At 38.0% G+C, this 2,855-nt stretch carries 1 protein-coding gene and 1 pseudogene; both read left to right on the top strand.

Translation table 11 applies throughout. The annotated features are described in order from the left end of the window. The first annotated feature begins 409 nt into the window (after positions 1-409). On the top strand, positions 410-1,198 hold the full coding sequence (locus ACY65O_RS02525) for a glycosyltransferase (protein WP_462219281.1): 789 nt from the start codon (positions 410-412) through the stop codon (positions 1,196-1,198). 403 nt (positions 1,199-1,601) lie between these two features. Then, positions 1,602-2,855: pseudogene (locus ACY65O_RS02530) on the top strand (YfhO family protein); the annotation flags it as partial.

The following is a 2,855-nucleotide window of genomic DNA, read 5'->3' on the forward strand; positions in this document are numbered from 1 at the left end:
ATCTGAACCAGCAATTATTAACCAGGAACCAGCAGTATTCCAGTTACCTGCAACTACATTTGATATAAATGTACCCTGAGCAAATGAAGCTATTGACAATAATAATAATGATACTACTGTCAGGTAAACTTTTTTCATAACTACAAATTGAAAAGTGAATTATTTTGAATTCAAAAAATTACACGTGCCAGAACAGCTTATAATTTTAAAAGGGAGCAGGATTGGGCAGTTGTGGTAACTAACGCTAACAAGATACGATAAAACTTAAAAATGTTGCTATCTGCAATGTATATCAGCAACAATATTTTCCACATTTAAAACCCAATTGTGCAAATAGAAAATATACATTTCCAAAGTGGCTGTTCTTTTTATTTATTTAATGCCCCATATTAAATAAATTTGCCGCTACATGCAGCCCAACACCATTACCGTTATTACCATTTGCTACAACAACCTGCAGGATGTGGTGGACACCTGCCAATCGGTAAATGTGCAGCAACAACCGCCTTTTGAGCATTTAATTATTGATGGATCATCCACACCGGATATAAAAAATTATTTACTAAATAACCCACAACCGCCTTACCGCCGCTGGATCTGCGAAGCCGACAACGGCATTTACGATGCCATAAACAAAGGCATAAAAAATGCCGGTGGCAATATTGTGGTAATGCTGAATGCAGGGGATACTTTTTATGATGCACAGGCCATAGCCCATGCACAAAATGCATTTGATAAGGATCAAACGCTGCAATGGCTGCACAGCAAATACAAATTATTACGGGGCAACCAGTGGGTAATTATAGGTAAACCTTTTGAAAAAAGTAAACTGTACCGTGGCATGCGGAGTATCTGCCATCAAACCATGTTTGTAAAAAAAGAGCTGCATAATAAATACGGGCTGTACAGCACCACCGAAAAAATTGCCGCCGATTACGATTTTTTATGCCGTATTGCCGATGAAAAATTTATTTTTTTACAAACGCCATTGGTAAACTTTGCCCCTGCCGGTATAAGCAGCAGCGGTTATTTTTTATCGCTTGCCGAAAGCAAAAAAGTATATGAAAAACATTTTGGCAAAAGTTTTTTGCTCAACCTGTGGCAAATAAGGTTGAAAATTTTATTTTACCTGCTCCGCTCCCCTGCCGGTAATTTTTTATACAAAATTAAAAAAGGGTTAAAGCTGGAAAATATGTAATTGTTGCAAAAATCCAATTTCACGAACCTGCATCCACCTGCCAATCTCATTAATTTAAGCCTAACGCTACACGTTCTAATATCACCCCTCCGGGTTTTTGCGGCATTAATTAATTTAGTCTCTATAGTAATGTCAGCCTTTCAGGCTTTAAAATCCCGAAGGGCAATGTCATTAAGTTAAGGGTATTTAAATTATAAAACTCCCCATTCCAGTTCCCTCTCCTTTGGAGTCCCGATAAATCGGGAGGGATGAGGTCTTTACAAAACGCTTAACTTAACGACACTGTCCGAAGGGGTGATATAGTTGAAAACAACGATTAATAAGATAATGATATTGCCCTTATCCACTTAAACCTTTTCACTTAAAAAATTAAATTATCTTAGCGCCTTAAAAAATCTATACGATGAAGCAAGCCTGGTTTAAAAAAGCAATGCCCCATTTAATTGCAATTGGTATTTTTTTAATAGTATCTGTTATTTTTTGTAAACCGGCTTTAGACAGCAGTCTTACTTTACAGCAAAGCGATATTACCCAATGGCAGGGCATGAGCCACCAGTTAATAGAAAGAACGAATGAAAAAGGCCGCGGCGCTTTATGGGCCAGCAATATGTTTTCGGGCATGCCGAGTTACCAAATTACGTATCCCACACCATGGAACCCGGTAGAAATTATCCATAATATTTTTACGCTATGGTTGCCCAAGCCCATTAACTTTTTCTTTTTAATGTGCATCAGCATGTACTTTCTTTTATCGGTTTTAAAACTGCGGCCGTGGACGTCGGTATTAGGTGCATTAGCTTTTGCCTTCAGCAGTTTTACACCCATTGCCATTACTGCAGGCCACGATACACAGATGCTTACACTGGGTTATATACCAGCCACACTTGGGGCCATGATCTTGCTTTTTGAAAAAAAATATTTATGGGGCTTTACGTTAACGGCATTATTTACCATGATGCAGCTGGGTATGAACCACCAGCAAATAAATTATTACTTTTTTATTATTGCCGCAATTATGACGGTGGCCTATTTTATACATTGGGTAAAACAAAAACAACTGGCACAGGCAGGTAAGGCATTGGGCCTTGTACTGGTTGCTGCATTAATTGGTATTGGTGTTAACGTTTTAAACTTATGGGTAAATGCCGATTATACAAAAAGCAGTAAGCGTGGCGGCATGTTAATAATGGATACTAAAGAGGTAACTAAAGATAAAATTACTAAAGACTCTAAAACCACCGGTCTGCAAAAAGATTATGCTTTTCAATGGAGTTATGGCAGAATGGAAAGTTTTAGTTTAATGTTTCCCGGTATAAGGGGTTATGGCAGCCATTATGCAGAACGTGATGGCGAGCAGGAAATATTTCCTAAACTTGATGACAAATCGAATGTATATAAAAACCTGACCGAAACACTGAGCGTACCCGAAGCCGATGCTGAAAATTTAACCAGCAATTTTTCTCAAAGGATTTACTGGGGCGATCAGCCATTTACAGTTGGGCCAATTTATTTAGGCGCCATCATTTGTTTCCTCGGCATTTTAGGTTTGTTTTTATTAGATGGTAAACATAAATGGTGGATACTTACCTGTACCATTTTAGCCATACTGATGGCGATGGGAAAAAACTTACCGGGCTTTAATTATTTTCTGTTTGAT

The organism is Ferruginibacter sp. (assembly GCF_031430955.1).
Classification (GTDB): domain Bacteria; phylum Bacteroidota; class Bacteroidia; order Chitinophagales; family Chitinophagaceae; genus Ferruginibacter.